The 20,891-nt window shown below is 72.4% G+C and carries 22 protein-coding genes and 1 pseudogene; 12 read left to right on the top strand and 11 right to left on the bottom strand.

What is annotated here, in order from left to right; translation table 11 throughout:
• Positions 1-76 precede the first annotated feature (76 nt).
• Positions 77-889 carry an N-formylglutamate amidohydrolase gene (locus tag ACFYWS_RS37980; RefSeq protein WP_389284107.1) on the top strand — a complete coding sequence of 271 codons (813 nt, stop codon included), beginning with the start codon at positions 77-79 and terminating at the stop codon, positions 887-889.
• On the opposite strand, the gene ACFYWS_RS37975 is transcribed toward ACFYWS_RS37980, so the two are convergent.
• The 3 genes from ACFYWS_RS37975 to ACFYWS_RS37965 all read right to left on the bottom strand — a co-directional run bounded on the left by ACFYWS_RS37975 (position 876) and on the right by ACFYWS_RS37965 (position 3,539).
• Entirely contained in the window at positions 876-2,033 is a 1,158-nt protein-coding gene (locus ACFYWS_RS37975) for an alpha-hydroxy-acid oxidizing protein (RefSeq protein WP_389284105.1), read from the bottom strand. The two genes, ACFYWS_RS37980 and ACFYWS_RS37975, sit on opposite strands and share 14 nt — an antisense overlap.
• 70 nt (positions 2,034-2,103) lie before the next feature.
• Positions 2,104-2,997 (bottom strand): alpha/beta hydrolase fold domain-containing protein, encoded by an 894-nt coding sequence (locus ACFYWS_RS37970; RefSeq protein ID WP_389284104.1) that lies wholly within the window; start codon positions 2,995-2,997, stop codon positions 2,104-2,106.
• Complete coding sequence (locus ACFYWS_RS37965; RefSeq protein WP_389284102.1) at positions 2,982-3,539, bottom strand: quercetin 2,3-dioxygenase; 558 nt, start codon at positions 3,537-3,539, stop codon at positions 2,982-2,984. The genes ACFYWS_RS37970 and ACFYWS_RS37965 overlap by 16 nt, the downstream gene beginning before the upstream one ends.
• A 136-nt stretch (positions 3,540-3,675) precedes the next feature.
• Between ACFYWS_RS37965 and ACFYWS_RS37960 the strand changes: the two genes are divergently transcribed.
• The gene (locus tag ACFYWS_RS37960) at positions 3,676-4,146 is read left to right on the top strand and encodes a MarR family winged helix-turn-helix transcriptional regulator (protein ID WP_389284100.1); all 471 of its coding nucleotides are present in this window, start codon (positions 3,676-3,678) and stop codon (positions 4,144-4,146) included.
• Here ACFYWS_RS37960 and ACFYWS_RS37955 read toward each other — a convergent pair.
• Positions 4,124-5,434, bottom strand: a complete 1,311-nt coding sequence (locus ACFYWS_RS37955; RefSeq protein ID WP_389284099.1) for a phytase — start codon at positions 5,432-5,434, stop codon at positions 4,124-4,126. The two genes, ACFYWS_RS37960 and ACFYWS_RS37955, sit on opposite strands and share 23 nt — an antisense overlap.
• Positions 5,435-5,599: 165 nt before the next feature.
• On the opposite strand from ACFYWS_RS37955, the gene ACFYWS_RS37950 reads away from it, so the two are divergent.
• From ACFYWS_RS37950 to ACFYWS_RS37930, 5 genes are read left to right on the top strand one after another with little or no spacing between them, the layout of a single operon-like run.
• Entirely contained in the window at positions 5,600-6,253 is a 654-nt protein-coding gene (locus ACFYWS_RS37950; RefSeq protein ID WP_389284097.1) for a GntR family transcriptional regulator, read from the top strand.
• 46 nt (positions 6,254-6,299) lie between these two features.
• Positions 6,300-7,052, top strand: coding sequence for a PIG-L deacetylase family protein (locus tag ACFYWS_RS37945; RefSeq protein ID WP_389284096.1), 753 nt, complete (start codon positions 6,300-6,302; stop codon positions 7,050-7,052).
• The gene (locus ACFYWS_RS37940; protein ID WP_389284094.1) at positions 7,052-7,747 is read left to right on the top strand and encodes a 4-carboxy-4-hydroxy-2-oxoadipate aldolase/oxaloacetate decarboxylase; all 696 of its coding nucleotides are present in this window, start codon (positions 7,052-7,054) and stop codon (positions 7,745-7,747) included. The genes ACFYWS_RS37945 and ACFYWS_RS37940 overlap by 1 nt, the downstream gene beginning before the upstream one ends.
• A 23-nt stretch (positions 7,748-7,770) precedes the next feature.
• Positions 7,771-8,826 carry a 4-oxalomesaconate tautomerase gene (locus ACFYWS_RS37935; protein ID WP_389284180.1) on the top strand — a complete coding sequence of 352 codons (1,056 nt, stop codon included), beginning with the start codon at positions 7,771-7,773 and terminating at the stop codon, positions 8,824-8,826.
• Positions 8,823-9,776, top strand: coding sequence for a catechol 2,3-dioxygenase (locus ACFYWS_RS37930; protein ID WP_389284092.1), 954 nt, complete (start codon positions 8,823-8,825; stop codon positions 9,774-9,776). Before ACFYWS_RS37935 ends, ACFYWS_RS37930 begins: the two co-directional genes overlap by 4 nt.
• A 439-nt stretch (positions 9,777-10,215) precedes the next feature.
• Here ACFYWS_RS37930 and ACFYWS_RS37925 read toward each other — a convergent pair whose 3' ends face one another.
• Positions 10,216-10,806, bottom strand: a complete 591-nt coding sequence (locus ACFYWS_RS37925; protein ID WP_389284178.1) for a TetR family transcriptional regulator — start codon at positions 10,804-10,806, stop codon at positions 10,216-10,218.
• A 131-nt stretch (positions 10,807-10,937) separates the two neighbouring features.
• Between ACFYWS_RS37925 and ACFYWS_RS37920 the strand changes: the two genes are divergently transcribed.
• Positions 10,938-11,699, top strand: a complete 762-nt coding sequence (locus ACFYWS_RS37920) for a class I SAM-dependent methyltransferase (RefSeq protein WP_389284176.1) — start codon at positions 10,938-10,940, stop codon at positions 11,697-11,699.
• Here the strand turns inward: ACFYWS_RS37920 and ACFYWS_RS37915 are convergent.
• Entirely contained in the window at positions 11,671-12,135 is a 465-nt protein-coding gene (locus ACFYWS_RS37915) for a hypothetical protein (protein ID WP_389284091.1), read from the bottom strand. The genes ACFYWS_RS37920 and ACFYWS_RS37915 overlap by 29 nt on opposite strands.
• Before the next feature lie 175 nt (positions 12,136-12,310).
• Between ACFYWS_RS37915 and ACFYWS_RS37910 the strand changes: the two genes are divergently transcribed.
• Positions 12,311-13,486, top strand: coding sequence for a sensor histidine kinase (locus ACFYWS_RS37910; protein WP_389284089.1), 1,176 nt, complete (start codon positions 12,311-12,313; stop codon positions 13,484-13,486).
• On the top strand, positions 13,483-14,151 hold the full coding sequence (locus ACFYWS_RS37905) for a response regulator (RefSeq protein ID WP_389284088.1): 669 nt from the start codon (positions 13,483-13,485) through the stop codon (positions 14,149-14,151). Before ACFYWS_RS37910 ends, ACFYWS_RS37905 begins: the two co-directional genes overlap by 4 nt.
• 336 nt (positions 14,152-14,487) lie before the next feature.
• On the opposite strand, the gene ACFYWS_RS37900 is transcribed toward ACFYWS_RS37905, so the two are convergent.
• Positions 14,488-15,036 carry a nitroreductase family deazaflavin-dependent oxidoreductase gene (locus ACFYWS_RS37900; protein ID WP_389284086.1) on the bottom strand — a complete coding sequence of 183 codons (549 nt, stop codon included), beginning with the start codon at positions 15,034-15,036 and terminating at the stop codon, positions 14,488-14,490.
• Between the two features lie 176 nt (positions 15,037-15,212).
• Between ACFYWS_RS37900 and ACFYWS_RS37895 the strand changes: the two genes are divergently transcribed.
• Together ACFYWS_RS37895 and ACFYWS_RS37890 are read left to right on the top strand one after the other, a co-directional pair.
• Entirely contained in the window at positions 15,213-15,743 is a 531-nt protein-coding gene (locus ACFYWS_RS37895; protein WP_389284084.1) for a MarR family winged helix-turn-helix transcriptional regulator, read from the top strand.
• Positions 15,744-15,795: 52 nt separating this feature from the next.
• Positions 15,796-16,794: an NAD-dependent epimerase/dehydratase family protein gene (locus ACFYWS_RS37890; protein ID WP_389284082.1), complete on the top strand. Its 999-nt coding sequence runs from the start codon at positions 15,796-15,798 to the stop codon at positions 16,792-16,794.
• A gap of 7 nt (positions 16,795-16,801) precedes the next feature.
• Here the strand turns inward: ACFYWS_RS37890 and ACFYWS_RS37885 are convergent, their stop codons facing one another.
• The 4 genes and pseudogenes from ACFYWS_RS37885 to ACFYWS_RS37870 all read right to left on the bottom strand — a co-directional run.
• Positions 16,802-17,188 carry an ankyrin repeat domain-containing protein gene (locus tag ACFYWS_RS37885; RefSeq protein ID WP_389284081.1) on the bottom strand — a complete coding sequence of 129 codons (387 nt, stop codon included), beginning with the start codon at positions 17,186-17,188 and terminating at the stop codon, positions 16,802-16,804.
• A gap of 3 nt (positions 17,189-17,191) precedes the next feature.
• The gene (locus tag ACFYWS_RS37880) at positions 17,192-18,655 is read right to left on the bottom strand and encodes a catalase (RefSeq protein WP_389284079.1); all 1,464 of its coding nucleotides are present in this window, start codon (positions 18,653-18,655) and stop codon (positions 17,192-17,194) included.
• A gap of 103 nt (positions 18,656-18,758) precedes the next feature.
• Complete coding sequence (locus tag ACFYWS_RS37875; protein WP_389284174.1) at positions 18,759-19,874, bottom strand: sensor histidine kinase; 1,116 nt, start codon at positions 19,872-19,874, stop codon at positions 18,759-18,761.
• A gap of 290 nt (positions 19,875-20,164) precedes the next feature.
• A pseudogene (locus ACFYWS_RS37870) lies at positions 20,165-20,884 on the bottom strand (response regulator transcription factor); the annotation flags it as partial.
• Positions 20,885-20,891: the final 7 nt, after the last annotated feature.

Here is a 20,891-nt window from a genome sequence, read left to right as displayed (position 1 = left end):
GCTGGGCCACCTACCCCGCGCCCACACCTCGAAACCACCTGTCCCAGAAAGTGGACGAGATGGGAGAGTGGGACACATGGACACCCCGCGCTTCCGGCTCCACCCCGGCGACCCGGCCTCCCCGGTGCTCCTGCACGTGCCGCACGCCTCCCGCACGATCCCCGCGCGCGTACGCGAGGGCCTGCTGCTGCAAGGGGAGGCCCTGGCCCGTGAACTGGACCTCATCACCGACGCCCACACCGAGGTCATCGCGGAACGCGCCGCGCGGGCCGCGTCCGTCACACCCTGGCGGTTCGTGAACGAGCGCTCGCGCCTGGTCGTCGACCCGGAGCGGTTCCCCGACGAACGCGAGGAGATGCGGGCCGTGGGCATGGGCGCGGTCTACACACGCACCACACACCGTGAGCCACTGCGCCCCGAACCCCCGGCGGACGAGCACACCTTGCTGGACACGTACTTCCACCCCTACGCGCAGGCCATGACACAGGCCGTGGCCGACCGCCTGGCCGCGACCGGCCGGGCGGTCGTCATCGACGTCCACTCCTACCCGAGCCGCGCCCTGCCCTACGAACTGCACGGCACGGGCCCGCGCCCACCGGTGTGCCTCGGCGCCGACCCGTTCCACACCCCGGACACCCTCCTCGCGCGGGCCCGCGAGGCCTTCGCCCCGTACGGTGACACGGCCGAGAACACACCCTTCGCGGACGCGTACATCCCGCTGGAGCACTACGGCGAGGAGCCCCGCGTCACCGCCCTCATGCTGGAACTGCGCCGCGACCGCTACCTCGATGAGCCCGTCACCCCGCACGGCGGACTGGCGAGGGCCGCCGCCGCGCTCGCGAACCTCGTGGACGCGGTGTCCCGCGAAGGCGGCCTCAGTCCAGCGTGACCAGTGACTCCGGGGTGAGGTCCGCGAGGGTCGGATAGCCGTCCACCGCCATGATCAGGTCGGCCTCGGCGAGCAGCGCGCGGAGCACGTGCACCAGACCGTCGTCGCCGCCGACCGCGAGCCCGTACGCGTACGGACGCCCGACGCCCACCGCCGTGGCACCCAGCGCGAGCGCCTTGATGACATCGGCGCCCGAGCGGACCCCGGAGTCGAAGAGGACCGGCATGCCGTCCGCCGCCTCCACGACACCGGGCAGCGCGGCGAGCGCGGGAAGGCCGCCGTTGGCCTGGCGGCCGCCGTGGTTGGAGCAGTAGATGCCGTCCACGCCACCGTCCTTGGCGCGGCGTACGTCCTCGGGGTGGCAGATGCCCTTGAGGATCAGCGGCAGATCGGTGAGGGAGCGCAGCCACGGCAGGTCGTCCCAGGTGAGCGGGTTGCCGAAGAGGCCGACCCAGGAACGTACGAGGTCCGTGGGGTCGGTGGTCGCGGCGATCTCCTGGAAGCGCGGATCCGACATGTAGTTGGCGAGGCAGTGGCCGCGCAGCTGCGGGAAGTTGGAGGTCGACAGGTCGCGCGGGCGCCAGCCGGTGACCCATGTGTCGAGGGTGACGACGATGCCCTTGTAGCCCGCCGCCTCCGCCCGCTTGACGAGGCTCTCGGCGAGCGCCCGGTCGGTGGGTGTGTACAACTGGAAGAAGCCGGGTGTGTCACCGAACTCGGCGGCCACGTCCTCCATCGGGTCGACCGTCAGCGTCGACGCCACCATGGGCACCCCGGTGCGCGCGGCGGCCCGCGCCGTCGCCAGGTCCCCGTGCCCGTCCTGCGCGCACAGTCCGATCACGCCGACCGGCGCCATGAACAGCGGTGACGTGAGCCGCGTCCCGAACAGGTCCACGGACATGTCGCGCTGCGTGGCACCCACCATCATCCGGGGCACGAGTCCGTACCGCTCGAAGGCCCGCACGTTGGCGCGCTGCGTGTGCTCGTCGCCCGCGCCCCCGGCGACGTAGGACCAGACGGAGGGGGAGAGCGCGGCCCGCGCCTGCTGTTCGAGGGTGGCGAAGTCCATCGGCTGGGTGGGTGTGACGCCCCGCAGTCCGTCGAGGTAGATCTCGAATTGGTAGTCGCCGAACTGCGGGCTCATCACGCACCTCTTCATCAGGGGGCAGGGGCACCCCAATCTGCCAGGTCGACCGTCCGGCGAAAAGGGGTGCTCAGGTGTGCTGCCGTACGAAGTCCAGGGAGGTGGTGAAGATCTGCTGGACCTCGTCGTCGGCCGGCCCGTGCCAGCCGTGGTCGGCCCCCGGCACCGTCCGCAGCTCGACCGGCGCTCCGGCCGCCCGCAGCGCGTCCGCGAGGTCACGGCCGTGCGAACACGCCACCATCGAGTCGGCCTCGCCGTGCACGACGAGGAAGGGCGGTGCGCCCGCGTGTACCTGCCTCAACGGGCTTGCCGCGTCCGCCAGTTCGGACAGCGACGCGGGCGCGCCGCCCAGCAGCAGCGCCTCGGGCGTGGCCGCGTCCGCCGGGTCGAACGGGGGCCGCGGCGTCGTCAGGTCCGCGGGCCCGTACCAGATGACGGCCCCCGCGAGTCGCGGCTCGTGGTGGGTGAGCGCCAGCAGCGAGGCCAGATGGCCGCCCGCCGACTCGCCCCAGACGACGGTGCGTTGGGGGTCGATGCCCAGCTCGTCCGCGCGCAGGCCCAGCCAGCGCAGCGCCGACCGCAGGTCCTCCAGCGGCGCGGGGAACGTCGCCTCGCCGCTGAGCCGGTAGTCCACGCAGGCCACCGCGAGCCCCGCCGCCGCGAGCCGCTCGAACGGGCCGGGGGCCCACCCCCGCGTACGCGCACCCATGTCGTCGCGCCGGCCGCGCCGGCCGCGCCGCCACGCGCCGCCGTGCACGAAGAGCACCAGTCGGGCGGGGGCCGCCGACGCGGGCAGCCACAGGTCGAGTTCCAGCGGGCGGGCACCCATGACGTCCGCGTACGGGACGCCGCGCAGCGCGCGCACGCCGCCCGCGTGCTCGGTCGCCCGGGGCAGCGGCGCGACGTCCGGGTGCGGCGCGGCGATCAACTGCCGCAGCTCGCCCGGCGTCACGAGGTCCGCCACTGGTGGTCGGGCAGGAAGCGCACGTCGTACTCCTGCGGCACCGTGCCGAACTTGTGCGGCTCCGGGACGAACGGCTGGGCGGGCAGGCCCATGCCCTCCGCCGGGGTGCCCAGCGTCTCGAAGAACCGCTCGAAGGTCCCGCCGGGGCCCGCGGCGACGCCGACGACCTGCGAGTGGTGGCGCTCCATGCGGTAGGCGTGCGCGCAGTTCTTCGGCACGAAACCGAAGTCGCCCGGCGTGAGCAGGCGTTCCAGCTGCTCGCCCTCGGTGTCCTCGGCGAAGAGCCGGACCGCGCCCTGCGTCACGTAGAACACCTCGTGGGTGTCCGCGTGCACGTGCGCCGGGATGATGTCGCCCTTCGGGCCCTCGACAGTGAAGAAGTTGAAGGTGTTGTCGGTCTGCTCGCCGCCCGCGTAGACGGTGACGAGGTCGCCGAAGAGGTGGGCCCGGTCGCCCTCGCCCTTCTCGATCACGTACGGCTTCGAGGGGTCGGCCGGTATGCGGGAGGCGCTGCGGTAGCGCTTCGCGAACTCCATGGTCATGTGGATCATCCTTGCCTGTGTCAGGGTGCCTGACGTTCCTGTGTCAGGTAGCCTGACATGAGAAGCGGTCGACGGGCAAGGCCAGGGGTCTGGGTCCGCGCCGAAAGGTCCGGCGGTCCGGGAGGACGAAGAAGCGATGAGCCAGCCCCGACGTGATCTGCCGCAGCTCCTCGGTGACGCCCGGCGCTGGTTCGAGGACGGGCTGCTCGCGGCTCTGGAGGCGCAGGGTGTGGCGCCGATAACGCCCACCCAGGTGCAGCTCTTCGCGATGCTCGACGCGGACGGCACCACCGTCTCCGAGCTGGCCCGACGCATGGGCGTGACCCGGCAGACCGTCCATCAGGCCGTGCGCGCGTTGGTCGACGACCGGCTTCTTGAGCAGGTGCCGGACCCCGCGTCGGCCCGGCAGCGCCTGGTCCGCCGCACCGCGGAGGGGCGCCGCGCCCATGACCGGGCGCGGCGCGCGCTGGACGGTCTTGAGGTCCGGCTGGCGGAGCGGATCGGCGAGGAGGCGCTCGACGCGCTGCGTGCGGCGCTGGAGGCGCCGTGGGGCGGGCCGTCCGACGAGCGGCCCGCCGCGGCCGTCAGTCGTCGACCGCGTCCGTGATCGCGCCGAGGTCCACGAACTTGAAGTTGGTGGACGGGCGGTCCGTCTCGCCCGGCGCGTCGTGGCCGTCCTGCACGACCAGAAGGCCGTTCGGGTAGCGGCGGCCCAGCGGCTCGTTCAGCGCGGCGGCGCCGTCGCACTCCTCGGAGCCGTCGAGTTCGGCCGAGGCGGGCGTGACGCGGAAGCCGCCCTCGTACGCGCCCGCGCCGGACACCTCGCGGTCGTAGGCGGCGAAGGTGTTGTCGCCCTGGCTGGAGGCGAGCAGCAGGCCGTCGCCGTCGTCCTCGGTGACCAGGGTCAGGCCCTCGACGTCCGCGGCGAGGCGCTTGCCGCCGAAGCCCGGGTCGGCGCCCGCGACACACTCCTCGCTCGTCTCGTCGTAGGTGCCGGGGACCCCGTACTCCTTCACCTTGTCGAGCAGCTTCGGCGTGCCGCGCAGGTCGGCGCGCAGCCGCCAGATGCCGACGTCCTCCTGGCCGGCGTAGAGCGTGCCGGTCGCCGGGTCCACCACCATGCCCTCGACCTGCGGCAGTTCGCCGGGCTCGCCGCACGGTGACCAGGTCGCGCCGTTCGGGAGGCGGAACGCGGACGGCAGGTCGAGGGTGCGGACCTTGGTGTAGCCGACCGTGCCGTCGGTGTCGGCCTTGAGTTCCAGCAGGGCGAGGCGGGTGCGCTCGCGCTGACTGACCAGGGCGTACGAGCGGCCGCTCGCCCGGTCCGTCCAGGTGGCCAGGCCGTACGCCGTGCGCTGCTCGTTGATCTCGCCCTGGGATGCGGAGAAGACCGGGACCGCCTTCGGGTCGGTGACGTCGGTGAGCGGGCCGCCGGGCCGGTCGCGGTCGATGCGATACATGCGCAGCCGGTCGTTGCCCCGGTCGGAGGTCACGGCCAGGTCGCCGAGGCCCGCGCTGTGGACCAGGTCGACGTTGTTGAACCGGCCGGGCGCGTCCTCGGCGCCGGGTCCCGCGGGGGCCGGAAGCGACTGCACCTCGCGGGCGTCGAGGTCGTACACGCGCAGGCCGCCCTGCTTGGCCGTGGCGACGACGAGGCTGCGGTCGGGGTTCGCGGGGTCGCGCCAGATCGCGGGGTCGTCGGCGTCCGCGTCGCCACCCTCGGCGTCGTCGTGCAGGGCGACGGTCTCGGCACGCGGCGGGACGGCGGGCAGCGAGCGGGAGGCGGCCTGCGTCGGGCCCGTCGCGGTCACGGCGAGCGCGGTGACGGCGGTGGCGAGGGCGAGCAGGGACGTCCGTGGAGTGGCCACGTGAAAGCTCCTTCTTGTCGCGAGCATGACGTGAGCATCCTGTGATCTTGGCGTGAGGGGGAAGGGGGTGGTGTCCGAAGCGGAGGCGTACGAGCGGCGAATTCACGGTGCGGAGAAGCATTGCGAACGAAATCGTTGACAATTTCGTTCGCCTAGATTTAGCGTCGACACGCACTCACTCAGGGAGGGCAGATGCCGGAGGAAGCCCGTCCGGGCTCCGGAGAGCAGGCCAAGCAGTACGCGCTCGATCAACTGCGGAAGGCGATTCTGCGCGGCGAGATGTCACCGGCCCAGCGGCTGGTGGAGAACGAACTCGCCGAGCAGTACGACGTGACGCGGGCGAGCATCCGTGCGGCGCTGCTCGAACTGGCCGCGGAAGGCCTGGTCGAGCGGATCCGCAACCGCGGCTCGCGGGTGCGGGTCGTCACGGTCGAGGAGGCCGTGGAGATCACCGAGTGCCGGATGGCACTCGAAGGACTGTGCGCGGCCAAGGCGGCAGAGGAGGCCACCGACGCACAGCTCGACGAGCTCACCACGCTCGGCGACGCCATGTCCAAGGCGGTCTCAGACGGCGACCCGCTCACCTACTCCGACCTCAACCACGAGCTGCACGCCCGGATCCGGGAGATCTCCGGCCAGCACACGGCCGTAGGACTCCTGGAACGTCTCAACGCCCAACTGGTGCGCCACCGCTTCCAGTTGGCGCTGCGCCCGGGGCGTTCGCAGCAGTCCCTGAGCGAGCATCTGGCGATGATCGAGGCGATCCGCGCCAGGGACCCGCAGTCGGCCGAACGGGCCGTCCGCGCCCACCTCCGCAGTGTGATCGACGCGCTGAGCGCCGACTGACGTGGCTTGGAGGCGGGCGCACACCTGCCACCCAGGAGATGCCGTCATGACCAACAGCCACGCGCCCGCCGCCCCACCACGATCGACCCTGGTGGTCACCGCGCACGCAGGTGACTTCGTGTGGCGGGCCGGCGGCGCCATCGCGCTCGCCGCCGCCCGCGGCGAGAAGGTGACCATCGCGTGCCTGACGTTCGGGGAGCGCGGCGAGTCCGCCAAGGCGTGGCGTGAGGGCGGGAAGCTCGACGAGATCAAAGCGATGCGCCGCGACGAGGCCGAGCGGGCCGCCGCCACCCTCGGCGCCGAGGTCCGCTTCTTCGACGCCGGTGACTACCCCCTCGTCGAGAGCGCCGAACTGACCGACCAACTGGTCACCGTCTACCGCGACACCCAGCCCGACGTCGTACTCACCCACCCCGTCGAGGACCCGTACAACGGCGACCACCCGGCCGCCCACCGCATGGCCCTCCAGGCCCGCGTCCTCGCGCAGGCCATCGGCTACCCCGGCGAGGGCGAGATCATCGGCGCCCCGCCCGTCTTCTACTTCGAGCCGCACCAGCCCGAGATGAGCGGCTTCAAGCCCGAGGTCCTCCTCGACATCACCGACGTCTGGGACACCAAGCGCGAGGCCATGGAGTGCCTGGGTGCGCAAGCGCACCTGTGGGAGTACTACACCGACCTCGCCGTACGCCGAGGTGTGCAGCTCAAGCGCAACGCGGGGCCGAACCTCGGACTCGCCCACAAGGCCATGGCCGAGGCGTACATGCGCCCGTACCCGCAGATCGCGAAGGAGCTCGCCTGATGCCCGGCGTCATCGTCACCGACCCGCCCAAGGCCGAGGCCAAGGACGTCGAGGCACTCGCCGGGTACGGCGTCGCCACCGTGCACGAGGCGATGGGCCGCACCGGCCTCCTCGGCCACCATCTGCGCCCCAACCAGCAGGACACCCGTATCGCAGGCACCGCGGTGACGGTACTGTCCTGGCCCGGCGACAACCTCATGATCCATGCGGCCGTGGAGCAGTGCGGCGAAGGCGACATCCTCGTCGTCACCACCACGTCACCGTCCACGGACGGCATGTTCGGCGAACTGTTCGCGACCGCGCTGCACAAGCGCGGCGTGCGCGGCGTCGTCACAGGCGCCGGTATCCGCGACACCTCCGAGTTGCGCGAGATGGGCTTCCACGCCTGGTCGGCGGCCGTGTCCGCGCAGGGCACCGTGAAGGCGACCGGCGGCAGCGTCAACGTACCGGTGAACATCGGCGGTGAGACCATCCGTCCCGGCGATGTCATCGTCGCGGACGACGACGGTGTGGTGGTCGTGCCGCGCGAGCGCGCCCGTGAAGCGGCGGACAAGTCGCGGGCCCGCGAGGAGAAGGAGGCCGCCACCCGCGCGGCGTTCGTGGAGGGACAACTGGGCCTGGACCGCTATGAGTTGCGCGACACCCTCAAGCGGCTCGGCGTCGAGTACCGCACGTACGAGGAACACACCTCGTGACGGGGACCGAGGGGCTGCGCTGCATGCTGATGCGCGGCGGCACCTCCAAAGGCGCCTACTTCCTGGCCGATGACCTGCCCGCCGAACCTGCCGCCCGCGACGAGCTGCTGCTGCGGGTGATGGGCAGCCCCGACCCGCGCCAGATCGACGGCATCGGGGGCGCCCACCCCCTCACCAGCAAGGTGGCGGTGGTGTCGCCGTCCGAGGGTGATGAGGTGGACGTCGACTATCTGTTTCTCCAAGTGAACGTCGAAGAACCCGTGGTGTCGGGCCGTCAGAACTGCGGCAACGTCCTCGCCGGCGTCGGCCCGTTCGCCGTCGAGCGGGGTCTGGTGGCCGCGGCGGAGGAGGAGACCTCGGTCCGTATCCGTATGGTCAACTCCGGTGACCGGGCGACGGCCACCTTCCCGACGCCGGGCGGCCGGGTCGACTACACGGGTGACGCGGAGATCTCCGGCGTACCCGGCATCGCAGCCGCCGTGGTCATCGAATTCCCGCCGGGGCAGGGCGCGTTGCTGCCGACGGGCAAGGTGCGTGACACCGTCGCGGGCACCGAGGTGACCTGCGTCGACAACGGCATGCCGACCGTGCTCATCCCCGCCGAATCCCTGAAGGTCACCGGCTACGAGGACCCGAAGGACCTGGAGGCGGACGCCGGTCTCGCGGCGCGCCTGCGCGAAATCCGGCTCGCGGCAGGGGAGTTGATGGGCCTCGGCGACGTCTCCCACGCCACCGTGCCCAAGCTGACCCTGCTCGCCCCGCCCCGAAACGGCGGAGCCGTCACCACCCGTACGTTCATCCCCGTGCGCTGCCACACCTCCATCGGCGTGCTCGGCGCGGCGAGCGTGGCGGCGGGGCTGCGGATCGACGGCAGCGTGGCGGCCGGTATCGCTCAACCGCCCGTCGGCGGCGACCGGTTGCGCATCGAGCATCCCAGCGGATTCACGGACATCGAGAGCACCGTCGACCGCACCTGCGACGGCGGGTTCCGGGCCCAGCGCAGCGCCGTCGTCCGCACGGCCCGAAAACTCTTCAACGGCACCGTCTTCCCCGTACCGCTCACTGGAGGTCGCTCATGACTCCGCCCCTCGGAGACATCGCCCACATCGGCCACGCCCAGCTGTTCACCCCGGACCTGGGCGCCTCCGTCGCCTTCTTCACCGACTTCCTGGGCCTGACGGTCAACGGCCGGGACGGAGACACGGTCTACCTCCGGACCTTCGACGACTACGAGCACCACAGCCTGGTCCTCACCGCCCGCGACCAGCCGGGACTCGGCCGGCTCGCACTGCGCACCTCCAGTGAGGAGGCGCTCCGGCGGCGCGTGCGGGCCGTCGAGGAAGCGGGCGGCACCGGAAGGTGGGTCGAGGACGAGCCCGGCCTCGGCAAGCTCTACGTCACCACCGACCCAGACGGCCACGAACACGCCCTCTACTGGGACAGCGAGCACTACCGGGCCCCCGACGACCTGAAGCCGTCGCTCAAGAACCAGCCGCAGGCCAAGCCCCACCGCGGCGTCGGCGTCCGCCGCCTCGACCACGTCAACTTTCTCGCGGCCGACGTGCTCGCCAACGCCGAGTTCCAGGAACAGGTCCTCGGCGCCCGCCCGACCGAGCAGGTCCGGCTCGACTCGGGGACCGTCGCGGCGCGTTGGCTGACGTACACCAACAAGTCGTACGACGTCGTCTACACGTCCGACTGGACCGGCAGCGAGGGCCGCCTGCACCACATCGCCTTCGCCACCGACACCCGCGAGGACATCCTGCGCGCCGCCGACCTCGCCATCGACACCGGCGTGTTCATCGAGACGGGCCCGCACAAGCACGCCATCCAGCAGACGTTCTTCCTCTACGTCTACGAGCCCGGCGGCAACCGCATCGAGCTGTGCAACCCGCTCACCCGCCTCGTCCTCGCGCCCGACTGGCCGCTGATCACGTGGACCGAGGCAGAGCGCAAGAAGGGCCAGGCCTGGGGCCTGAAGACCATCGAGTCCTTCCATACCCACGGCACCCCGCCGATCCAGGCCTGACCCCGACGGGAGCGGGGACCGGGAGGGGGCGCCGGTGTTGGCCGGCTGATCCGCGCCGCGGGGAGTTGGACGACGGGGCCTAGGGCCTGTCTTCAAACTCCCGCCTGCGCGGCGGCGTCTGGCACGCACGCTCGCGGCGTTGCCGAAAAGCCCGAGTAGCTCCGCTACGAGGACTTCCCGGCGCCTTGCGATCGCACGCACCAGACGCCGCCGCGCCGCCCTCCGGGCGACGACGGGAGTTTGAAGACACGCCCTAGGGCCCTTCTGACGGATCAGGCTGGATCCGGGTGGCCGCAATGGCCGGTTCCGGCGAGTGGGGTCTGGTGCGTGCAGGTGCAAGGCGGAGGAGGGCGTCAACGCGGAGCGTTGGCAACCGACGACAACGCCGCAGATGCGCGTGCCAGGGCCCGCGACTCCAGCAAGATCCGTCAGAAGGGCCCTAGCGCGGCAGCGCCCCGGCGACGGCCGACGTGACGAGGCGGCGGACGTCCGGCTCCCCGGTTGGGCCGTCCTCGCGGTTCGCGTACAGCAGGTGGCCCGAGCCGATCAGGGTGAGGCCCAGGGAGTCGATGTCGGTGTCGGGTGCCAAGCGGCCCGCCCGCCGCTCCGCTTCGAGGTACGAGCGGAGCATGGCGGTGGCGTCCGCCAGGACCGTGACGCCGGGGCGCCCGGCCGCCCGCAGCCGCGCGCGCAGGCCGTCGCGGAAGGTGAGCAGGCCGACCATGGCGACGACGACCGGAGTGAACAGGTCCGTCAGCGCGTCGGTGAGGAGGTCGACGACGGTGCGGGTGCCGGCGGAGGCGACGAGTGCGGCGGCCCGTTTCTCCATGCGTCCCGCCCGGTCGATGACGAGGTCGGCCAGGAAGGCGTCGAAGTCGGCGAAGTGGCGGTGCAGTACGCCCTTGGCGCAGCCCGCCTCCGTGGTGACGGCCCGGCTGGTGAGCGCGGCGGCGCCGTCCCGCATGAGGACGCGCTCGGCCGCGTCGAAGAGCTGCTCGCGCACATCGCGTATGGCCACACCGGTCGGCACCTGCGCTTCTCCTTCGTTCGGCTCGGGCCAGACTAGAAGAGTGGGCATGTGCCCACTATGGTGGGCGCATGCCCACTCGTGATGTGAAGCCCGCCGAGGCCACTGCGAACCAACCGCACAAGGCCCGCGCCATGGCCGAGTCCTTCGGCGCCGACCCCGAGCGCTACGACCGCACCCGGCCCCGCTACCCGAAGGCCCTGGTCGCCCGGATCGTCGCCGCCGCGCCCGGCCCGAACGTCCTCGACGTCGGCTGCGGCACCGGGATCGCCTCCCGCCAGTTCCGCGCGGCGGGCTGCACCGTCCTCGGCGTCGACGTCGACGCGCGCATGGCGGGGTACGCCCGCGGCCACGGACTCGACGTGGAAATCGGCACGTTCGAGACCTGGGACGCGGCGGGCCGCACCTTCGACGCGGTCGTCGCGGGACAGACCTGGCACTGGGTGGATCCGGTCGCAGGACCCACGAAGGCGGCCGAAGTGCTGCGGCCCGGCGGACGCCTCGCCCTCTTCTGGAACGTCTTCCGCCCCGGCCCCGACCTCGCGGACGCCTTCGCCGCGGCCCACCGCGAGGCCCTGCCCGACGCGCCGCGCAACCCGTGGGCCCGCCCCACCCTCGACACGTACGGCGCGATCTTCGCGAAGGTCGCCGACCGGCTGCGCGACACCGCCGCGTTCGGCGAACCCGAGGAGTGGCACTTCGACTGGGAAGCCACGTACACGCGCGGCGCGTGGCTGGAACAGATGCGCACCAGCGGGGAGGCGGGCACGTACCGGCCGGAGCAACTGGAGGACCTGCTGGCACGCACGGGCGCCGCCATCGACGCGATGGGCGGTGAGTTCACCCTGCCGTACACGGCGGTGGTGGTCACCGCGGAGCGTGCCGTCGCCGCCTGACGACCTCGCGCAGGCCCACGGCGCACGCACCACAGAAGGCGCCCCACGCGACGTTGACCATCAGCATCGGCACGATCGCCTGCGGCTGCGCGAGGGGACCCTGGAGCTCCCCGGTCAGGATCGGCGAGAGGATCGCACTGCCGACGATCGCGATCAGCGCGTACGCGACTCCCGTGGCCACCAGCGTCAACAGGGGCTCGCGCACCCGCTCCCGCGCGGCGAGTCCGATCCACGCCACCGTGATGCCCACGGTCAACAGCAACGGCGTGGCCGGTTTCCCCAGTACGTCGCTCAGTCCGACGATCGAGAACAGGGGACGGAGCAGCGCGATGGCGGTGAGGGCCACGACCAGCGGGCGGCTGACGTCGCGCAGCCGGACGGCGAGCGGGGCGCCGGGGTGGTGGGGGTGCGGGCCGGGGCGGGGTGTGGTGTTCATGTGCCCCAGCATCGGGCGAGGGTTACGGCCGGGGCGTCGGCCCGGTGGGGGCAGTACTGCTACCCCACCGGTCGCGGTCCGGCCGTCGCGCGTACCCCGTGAGTTGCGCCGCCCCGCGGCGCGCCTCGGTCCTGCGGACGAGCGCAGGCCTCCGGGCGACTTCTAGGCTGGTGGCATGGTCAACGCAGCCTCCCGCCGGCGCCTTCCGCCCCGCCCGCGCGGGCGGGCCGCGGACGCCGCGCTCGCCGCCGCCGTGTTCGTCCTCGTCGGGCTCGGCAGCCTGCGCTCCCTCATCGGCGAACCGGAGGAGTCCCGGCAGGCCACCGTCCTGGGCTGGGTGCTCATCGCGGCCGCCTGCGGCGCGCTGTACTTCGCACGCCGCGCACCCGTGCCCGTCGCCGCGTTCGTCCTCGCCGCCACCCTCGGCTACTACCTGCTCAGCGTGTACGACGGGCCTTTGACGGTCGCGTTCGTCGTCGCGCTGTACGTGGTGTCGGCCGAGGGCCACCTCCAGGCGGCGATCGGGCTCGCCTCGCTGACCGTGGCGCTGACCGGCGCGGGCACGCTCGCGGGGAACGACGACGTCAACGGCGTCGCCCTGTTCATGCTCACCGGATGGCTCGTCGGCGTGGTCGCGCTCGGCCGGGTCAGGCTGGGCCGGCTGATCATGGCGCAGGAGGCGGAGCGACGGGCCGCGTACGAGGAACGGATGCGGATCGCACGGGAGTTGCACGACGTCATCGGGCACCACATCTCGCTGATCAACGTGCAGTCGGCGGCAGCCCTGCGCCGCGTCCAGAAGGACCCGGTCAAGGGAGCCGTGAGCGCCGAGGAGGCGCTCGGCGCGATCAAGGGCGCCAGCCGTGAAGCGCTGCGCGAACTGCGCACCACGCTCGGGGTGCTGCGCAGCGTCGACGAGGCGGCGCCCACGGGGCCGGCCCCCGGCCTGCACCGCCTCGACGACCTCGTCGCATCCGCCCGGCTCGCCGGCCTCGACGTCCGTACGGAGACGGGCGGCGCGCACGACGAGCTGCCCGCCGAAGTGGACCTCGCCGCCTACCGCGTCATCCAGGAGTCGCTGACCAACGTCACCCGCCACGCCCGCGCCGCCACCGTCACCGTCCGCACGGCCGTGGAGCCGGGGCGGCTCACCGTAGAGGTCACGGACGACGGACAAGGCGGAGAGGGGTTCGTGCCCGGCAGCGGCATCACTGGCATGCGGGAGAGGGCCCGCGCGCTGGGCGGCGAACTGACGGCAGGTCCGGCACCGGACGGCGGCTTCACGGTCCGCGCCCGCTTCCCGTACGAGGCCGGTCGCGCCCGGACGGACGGGGTACGGTCCACGTCATGATCACAGTCGTGCTGGCGGACGACCAGCGCCTGGTGCGCGCCGGATTCCGTTCGATCCTGGAGGACGAGGACGACCTGGAGGTGGTCGGCGAGGCCGGCGACGGGGAGGCCGCCGTCGCCGCCTGCCGTGAACTGCGCCCGGACGTCGTCCTCATGGACATCCGCATGCCGGACGTCGACGGGCTGGAGGCGGCCCGCCGGATCGCCGCCGACCCGCGCCTCGACGCCGTCAAGGTCGTCATCCTGACCACGTTCGACCTCGACGACTACGTGTACGGGGCGCTGCGCGCGGGCGCCACCGGCTTCCTCGTCAAGGACACCGAGCCGGAGGAGCTGGTGCACGCCGTACGGGTCGCGGCCCGCGGCGATGCCCTGATCAGCCCCTCCGTGACGCGCCGCCTCATCGCCGAGTTCGCGGGCCGCGTCAAGGTACCGGAGCCGGGCCCGCGCCTGAACGCCCTCACTGACCGCGAGCGCGAGGTCATGGTGCTGGTCGCCGCGGGCCTGAGCAACGACGAGATCGCCGGCCGCCTCGTCCTCAGCCCCGCCACCGCCAAGACCCACGTCAGCCGCATCATGACGAAACTGGCCGTCCGTGACCGCTCCCAACTCGTCGTCCTGGCCTACGAGTCCGGGATGGTCATCCCGGGCTGGCTGACCGACTGACAGGGCGATTCGGGGGCCGATTGTCAGTGGCGGGTGCTTCCCTGGAGTCGTAGCGGAAGGGGAAGCAGCAGTCATGACAGAGGAAGCTCGGCGCCGGCAGCCCGGCCGGGACCTGTGTGTCCGGCGTCATCCGGACACACAGGTGGAGTGCGTACTCCCCGACACGCACTATCCGCACCCGCACCACGCGCTGGACGGGACGACGTGGCACGACGGGCTGTGCGGGGCCTGCCATGGGAGCGGGAGGCGCGAGGGGGAGGTGTGCGTTGAATGCCGTGGCGGCGGGTTCTGTCTGCTGGAGGAGCAGGAGTGAGGGGGGCTTGGCCCGGGGCCGGGCTACGTGGGCCGCCGCGTCGTGGCCGAGCCGGAGTCCCGCCAGGACCGGCGCCGTGCGTCGGGCACCCGCTCCAGGCGTACGAACGGGATCTGCCGCCCAGCCTCCCGGAACGACTCCTCGCTGCCGTCGGTCTCGAAGCCCATGAAGGAGCACAACTCGCGTGCGGTGCGGGGGTGTTCGGGGGCGTAGCGGGCCATGACGACGGCGCCCTCGTCGGGCGTGAGGAAGTGCGCGTCGACGAGATGCCGGTGGGCGCCGTGCTGGATCATGGTTCGCGGGGTGTGCCGGAGGTTCTGGTACCAGGCGGACGTGGGGCCGAACCCGGAGGCGAGCGTCCAGGTGCCGCGCGCACGGTCGTGGGCGACGACCTCCAGGACCACCCGCCGGTGCAGGCCCGACACGCGTCCCTTGTGGTGCAGCAGCAGGAGCCGCTTGCCGAGCAGGGGGCCGAGGCCCGCGCGGTACAGGCCGATGGGGAGGCGGGCCAGCCGGCGCTGGAGGCCGGTGGGGAGGGCCGGTCGCCCTTCGGGGGTGCGGGGGAGGGGCATCGACTGCGCCTTTCGGTGGGCTTCGTCGGTCAGGCTCGCGCGGCGATCGGCCTGCCGGGTTCGAACCGGGATCCAGCCCGACCTCAAGACCATGCTGCCCGAACATGACGACCGCGTGCGGTTTCTGGTCGGCATCGACCTCATACTGGCGGGTGTCGACACCGCGAGGAGAGCGCATGGCTGACAGCGGGAACGGGGCCCGGGCCGAGGGCCGGGACGACGTCGACGCGGTGACCCGTGCGCTGCTCACCGCGTCGCGGCTGCTCGTCGCCGTGTCGGCGCGGTCGCTCGCGGAGGTCGAGGAGCGGGTGACGCCGGCTCAGTTCCGGATGCTGGTGGTGCTCTCGAAGCGCGGCGCCACCAAACTCGTCACGCTCGCGGACCAGTTGCACGTGGCGCCGTCCACCGCGATGCGGATGGTGGACCGGCTGATCGCGGCGGGGCTCGCGGAGCGCCGCGCCAACCCCGCCAACCGCCGGGAGACACTGCTGCAGTTGACCGACGAGGGCTGCCGCACCGTCGAGAACGTGACAGCGCGGCGCCGCCACGACATCGCGGAGATCGTGGAACGGCTCGACCCGGAGCAGCGCGCCTCACTGATCGCCGCGCTCGACGCGCTCAACGAGGCGGGCGGCGAGCCCTCGGTGGCAGAGGCGCCACAGACCCCCGACGCCACCTGCGGCGCCTGGTGTCTTACGGAGTCATGACGCATCGGCCCGTTGCCGTGGTGTGCGGGGCCGGGGGACCTAGCCTGGCGGCATGCGAGTTCTGGTCACCGGCGGTGCCGGGTTCATCGGGTCCCATGTCGTCGAGGCACTGACCGCGCGCGGGCACGAGCCCGTCGTGTTCGACGTGCGGGAGGACCCCGGCGCCGATGTGCGCGACCCGGACGCGGTCGCCCGCGCCCTGATCGGCGTCGACGCCGTGTGTCACCAGGCGGCCAGGGTCGGGCTCGGAAACGGGGTCGCCGACGCCGCCGAGTACGTCTCCCGCAACGACCTCGGTACCGCGGTGCTGCTCGCCGCGATGGCCGAGGCCGGTGTGCCGCGGCTCGTGCTCGCCGGGTCGATGGTCGTCTACGGCGAGGGGCGCTACGCCTGCCCGCGGCACGGCGTCGTACGGCCCGGACCGCGCGCCGCCGCCGACCTGGACGCGGGGCGGTTCGAGCCCAGGTGTCCGGACTGCGGCGCCGAGTTGGCGCCCGGCCTCGTGGGCGAGGACGCCCCCGTCGACCCGCGCAACGTGTACGCCGCGACCAAGCTCGCGCAGGAGCACCTGGCCGCGGCCTGGGCGCGCGCGAGCGGCGGTGCGGCGGTCTCGCTGCGCTACCACAACGTGTACGGGCCCCGGATGCCCCGCGACACCCCGTACGCCGGTGTCGCCTCCTTCTTCCGGTCCGCGCTCGCCCGCGGCGAGGCACCCCGCGTCTTCGAGGACGGCCGCCAGCGGCGCGACTTCGTACACGTACGGGACGTGGCCGAGGCCAACGCGGTGGCGCTGGAGGCCGACGCCGAACCGGGCGCGCTGCGTGCCTACAACGCGGGCAGCGGCACACCGCACACCGTCGGCGAGATGGCCTCCGCGCTCGCGGCGGCGTACGGCGGGCCGGAACCCGTCGTGACGGGGGAGTACCGGCTCGGCGACGTCCGGCACATCACCGCGGACTCGGCGCGGCTGCGCGCCGAGCTCGGATGGAAGACCGAGGTGCAATTCGACGACGGCGTACGGGAGTTCGCGCGCGCCGCGATGGAGCGGTGAGCCCTGGTCAGCCGGTCAGCAGGTGCTCGCGCCCGAACATCGTCGCCGCGGCGCGCGCCGTCGGGGTGCCGGCGTCGAGATCCGCGCCGGCTTCGAGCAGCACCGCGACCACGTCGTCCGCCCCCTTGAACAGGGCCCCGGCGATGGGCGACTGGTCGCGGGCGTTGCACAGGTCGGGGTCGGCGCCGAGCCGGAGCAGGGCGCGCACCGTGTCGGCGTGACCGTGGTAGGCGGCCAGCATCAGCAGGCTGTTGGCCTGCGGGTCCGTCACGTCGGCCGGCAGCCCGTGCTCCACGAACTCCACGAGCTCCGCCGTGCTGCCCTCCCGCGCCAGGTCCAGGGCGAGGGCGATGACCCGCTCCGTCTGCTCGGGCGTCAGTGCGGCACTGTTCACGGCTCAGAGCTCGCCCGCGGCCAGGGCCTCGATCGCCTTGCGGACACCCTCGCCATAGGCCGGGTCGGCCTGCGTGCAGTTGGCGATGTGCCGCTCGACGGTCGCCTGCGACGCGCCGTTGATCGCGCGCGCCGTGTTCGCGAACAGGACCTGCTGCTGCTCGGCGCTCATCAGCCGGAACAGGTTGCCGGGCTGCTCGAAGTAGTTGTCGTCGTCCTCCCGGAAGTCGAACCGGTCGGCGACGGCGCCCACGGCCTGGCTCGGCTCGCGGTAGGCGGGCTGCTCCCGCCAGCGGCCGTACGAGTTCGGCTCGATGCCGGGCGTGGCCCCCTGGTTGCTGTCGACGCGCATGGCGCCGTCGCGGTGGTAGGAGTTCACCGGGTTCTTCGGCGCGTTGACCGGGATCTGGTGGTGGTTCACACCGAGCCGGTAGCGCTGCGCGTCACCGTAGGAGAACAGCCGGCCCTGAAGCATCTTGTCGGGCGAGAAGCTGATGCCAGGCACCACGTTGGCCGGGGTGAAGGCGGCCTGCTCCACGTCCGCGAAGTAGTTGTCGGGGTTGTGGTTGAGCTCCCACTCGCCGACCTCGATCAGCGGGTAGTCCTTCTTCGACCAGACCTTGGTGAGGTCGAAGGGGTGGAAGCGGTAGTTGTCCGCGTCGGCCTCCGGCATGACCTGGACGAACAGCTTCCACTTCGGGAAGTCGCCGTTCTCGATCGAGTCGAAGAGGTCGCGCTGGTGCGACTCGCGGTCCTTGCCGACCAGGGCCTCGGCCTCGGCGTCGGTGAGGTTCTTGATGCCCTGCTGGGTGCGGTGGTGGAACTTCACCCAGAACCGCTCGCCCGCGGCGTTGATCAGGCTGTACGTGTGCGAGCCGAAGCCGTGCATGTGCCGGTACGAGGCAGGGATGCCGCGCTCCGACATCACGATGGTGACCTGGTGCAGGGCCTCGGGGAGGTTGGTCCAGAAGTCCCAGTTGTTCTCGGGGTCGCGCATGTTCGTGCGCGGGTCGCGCTTCACCGCGTGATTGAGATCGGGGAACTTCAGCGGGTCCCGGAAGAAGAACACCGGGGTGTTGTTGCCGACCAGGTCCCAGTTGCCCTCGTCCGTATAGAACTTCAGGGCGAAACCACGGATGTCGCGCTCGGCGTCGGCCGCGCCGCGCTCACCGGCGACCGTGGAGAACCGGGCGAACATGTCGGTCTGCTTGCCGACCTCGGAGAAGATCTTGGCGTTCGTGTACCGCGTGATGTCGTGCGTGACCGTGAAGGTGCCGAACGCGCCGGAGCCCTTGGCGTGCATACGGCGCTCGGGGATGACCTCGCGGTCGAAGTGGGCGAGCTTCTCCAGGAACCACACGTCCTGGAGCAGCATCGGGCCGCGGGGCCCGGAGGTCACGGAGTTCTGGTTGTCGGGGACCGGCGCTCCGGCGACCGTGGTCAGCGGCTTCTGGTTGTTCTCGGGCAAGGCTGGCTCCTTCGGCGTGGTACCGGGGCGCGCTCCTGGGAGCGACCCAGAGTGCTTTAGATCGTGTACAGATCCTAACTTGGACTATGTCCAAGTCAAGTATCTATCCAGAAGTGGCACTGGGGAGCGTGACCTCGAAGCGGCAGCCGCCGGGAATGTTGCGGACCGTCGCCCGGCCCGCGTGCGCCTCCACGATGCCGCGCACGATCGCCAGACCGAGCCCCGCGCCCGCCGGGGGAGTACGGGCGTGGGTGCCGCGCCAGCCGGTGTCGAAGACGCGCGGCAGGTCCTCCTCGGGGATGCCGCCACAGGCGTCCGAGACCGACACCACCACACCCTCCGGCGAGCGGTGCGCGGCGACGGCGACCGTGCCGTCCGCAGGGGTGCGGCGGATCGCGTTGACGAGGAGGTTGCCCAGGACGCGGCTCATCTCCTTGCCGTCGACCTCCACCGGCAACGGCTCCACCTGTTCGCCGACGAGCCGCACCCCGTGCTCGCGCGCCAGTGGGTCCGCGCCCGCCAGCGCGTCGCCGACCAGGTCGTACAGGGACATCCTGGCCGGGGCCAGCGGCAGCGCGCCCGCGTGGATGCGGGACAGTTCGAAGAGGTCGCCCACCATGTCGTTGAGCCGCTCGACGTCCGTGCGCATCTGGCGCAGATAGCGGTCAGGGTCGGCGGCGACACCGTCCTCCAGCGCCTCCGCCATGGCACGCAGGCCCGCGAGCGGGGTGCGCAGATCGTGCGAGATCCAGGCGACCAGCTCGCGCCGCGAGGTCTCCAGGGCGCGCTCGCGCTCCCGCGAGGCGGCGAGCTTGGCGCTGGTCGCCGCCAGCTCCCGGCTCAGCTCCTCCAGTTCGGCGGTGGCCGGGGCGTCGGGTGCGGCGAAGTCGCCTTCGTCGCCGAACGAGCGCGCGGCGACGGCCAGTTCACGGCTGCGGGCCACCACCCGGCGTCCGAGTACGAGCGCGGTCGCCAGCGAGACGGCCGCCGCCATCGCCACCACCAGCGTCACCACGGTCAGATCGTGCGGCGACAGGAACATCGCCCACGCCACGGCGAGCGTCCCCGCCAGCATCGCCACCACGCCGACGGTGGCGACCACGGCGAGCGAAGCGGTCAGCGAGCGCCGCCGCAGCAGCCGCAGCGCGCCCGCCCCGGCGAGACCCGTGGCGGCGGCGCCGGCGAAGGCGTACAGGGCGATGAGGAGGGTGTCACGCACGGTCATGAGACCTCCGGCTCGGTGGGCCCGAGGGGCGGGTCGGGTTCGGGGCGTGGGTCGGGCTCGAAGCATGGGTCGGGCCCGGAGCGTGGGCCGGGTTCGAAGCGTGGGTCAGGCCCGGAGCGTGGGTCGGGTTCGCGGCGTGAGTGGGGTTCGGAGCGTGAGTCGTGTTCGAAGCGCGAGTCGGGTTCGGGGCGCGGCTCGGGTTCGGGGCGTGGCTCGGGTTCGGGGCGTGGCTCGGGCTCGAAGCGTGGGCCGGGTTCGCGGCGCGAGTCGGGTTCGGAGCGTGAGTCGGGTTCGAAGCGGTAGCCCACGCCCCACACCGTCCGGATCAGGCACGGGCGCGCCGGATCGTCCTCGACCTTGCCGCGCAGGCGGCGGATGTGGACCGTGACCGTCGACAGGTCGCCGAACTCCCAGCCCCACACCTCGCGCATCAGGTCCTCCCTGCTGTACGCCCGCCCCGGATTGCGCAGGAAGAAGACCAGGAGGTCGAACTCGCGCAAGGTGAGGGCGAGTTCGGCGCCGCCCCGCGTGACCCGGCGCGCCGCCGGGTCGACCGTGAGGCCCGCCGCGTACAGCGGGCTCTGCCGGGCGGTGGCCGGGCGGGCGCGGCGCAGCACCGACTCCACCCGCAGCACCAGCTCGCGCGGGCTGAACGGCTTCGTCACGTAGTCGTCCGCGCCGACCTCCAGGCCGAGGACCCGGTCCTCCTCGTCGCCGCGCGCGGTGAGCATGATGACCGGGACGGGCCCTCGTTCACGCATTCGGCGGCACACCTCCAAGCCATCCATGCCGGGCAGCATCAGGTCGAGCACCACCAGGTCGGGACGGCGCGCGGCGGCGCGCGCGAGGGCCGTGGGGCCGTCGTCGGCGCGGTCCACGCGGTACCCGGCACGGTCCAGATAGCCCGCCACCACCTCGGCGACGGTCGGATCGTCGTCGACGACCAGGACACGGGCCGCTCCGCCGTCGGGGGCCGGCCCCGTGGGCTCGTATGACTGCTGCATGCCACCA

The organism is Streptomyces sp. NPDC002795 (assembly GCF_042888725.1).
Taxonomy (GTDB): Bacteria; Actinomycetota; Actinomycetes; order Streptomycetales; family Streptomycetaceae; genus Streptomyces.
This window is presented reverse-complemented; position numbering and strand designations above follow the sequence as displayed.